Genomic DNA, 1,411 nt, shown 5'->3' on the forward strand with positions numbered 1-1,411 from the left:
ATGAAAGGATTTTTCTAAATTACAAATCAATTTCATGGAATCATATAACAGCCGGCACGTCAGCCTATAGTATATGGGAAGACAGAACCTATTAATAAAATAAGCATAGCATTTTGCTATGCTTATTGACTATTTACATAGGGATATATCTTTTACATATTTATTAGGGGCCATCCATGATGATTTATCACATGTAATGTAATTTTCGTTTTTTAATTTAAAATCAACATAAAAAGAAAGAAAGAAATTAAAAATGAATCCTATTACAGCGATAAAACCAAAGATACTTCCTATTTTATTATTGAAATTCACCTTTTTTTTAATTATAAGGTACTTGAATAATAGTAAAGAAAAATATATACATAATGGACTACCCCAAATAAAAAAAGCACTTTTTGTTGAAAATGTAATAATATCATTTCTAGTTATAAATGAAATATAGTCATTTATTGATACTAAACCAAGTGCAGCAACGCACATAAATATTACTGCTGCGAAAAAAACTTTAAATCTACTTATATTAACCACGGGAATATCTACTCCATATGTTAAAAAATTGATCTGGATGATAAGGTGTAGGAGGTTTTACCTTATTTTCTTTTAATTTTTTAATTATGGTTTCACTGATTTTATATTTGCTATCTAAGTAATATAAACTATAAGCAACACCCACCCCAATCAGGAAAACACCAATAGCTATAACAGTAGCACTAGCAGCAGTGGCAAAAAGTGTCGAAGTTACCGCTGTAACAATAATCTTCGCTGCTGTTGTTGCTACAATTAATTTCGCCATATCCATTGATAAATTAACAAAAAAATCTGTTAGGCTATATTCATCCTTAAGCATTAATTCAACAGCTCTATATCCAGCAGAAAATACAATACCGAACCTGCCACCTGAAGAAATATTACTTTCCATAGCGACAGAACCGACCCCAACCTCCATTATTTTTTTATTATTGATAAGATATCTTGTAGCATTCAAATATCGTCTAACGCCTGGCGTGTCAGTTAGCTTTATATATCTTTCACCATTTTTACCTAAATATTCTATCGCTTTTACGCCTTTCCCTTTTAATTCATTTATTATATACGTTGTTATTCCAATATTTATAGGTTTGAAATGTTTTGCCACTATAAAAACCCCAGGCGTATCTTTTATATTTCCAGCAAAATTTGACAAGACATCAGTGACTGGAAATACATTATCATTTATAAATGATTTAATATTACCCCCTAATTCTTTCAGAAAAATAACAGCTTCATTTTGATTTAATAAGGCATGGTAATCTACGTTTTCATTCAGTTGCTTTTCAAGATCTTTATAATTAATGTAATCCATTTGTTTTTTGAAATTTGCTTCATGGTCAAAATTATCTTCAACCCATGTTTTTAAGCTAAGATCATATTT

The 1,411-nt window shown here is 29.3% G+C and carries 2 protein-coding genes and 1 pseudogene; 1 reads left to right on the forward strand and 2 read right to left on the reverse strand.

The window, feature by feature from the left end:
* Positions 1–95: pseudogene (locus tag IQ209_RS18535) on the forward strand (type VI secretion system tube protein Hcp); the annotation flags it as partial.
* Positions 96–129: 34 nt separating this feature from the next.
* Here IQ209_RS18535 and IQ209_RS17830 read toward each other — a convergent pair.
* Together IQ209_RS17830 and IQ209_RS17835 are read right to left on the reverse strand one after the other, a co-directional pair.
* Positions 130–480 carry a DUF1240 domain-containing protein gene (locus IQ209_RS17830; protein ID WP_193852520.1) on the reverse strand — a complete coding sequence of 117 codons (351 nt, stop codon included), beginning with the start codon at positions 478–480 and terminating at the stop codon, positions 130–132.
* A gap of 40 nt (positions 481–520) precedes the next feature.
* Positions 521–1,411 (reverse strand): hypothetical protein (locus IQ209_RS17835; RefSeq protein ID WP_228005977.1); only part of this gene is annotated, 891 nt, incomplete at its 5' end.

Source organism: Xenorhabdus sp. BG5, from assembly GCF_015163665.1.
GTDB lineage: Bacteria > Pseudomonadota > Gammaproteobacteria > Enterobacterales > Enterobacteriaceae > Xenorhabdus.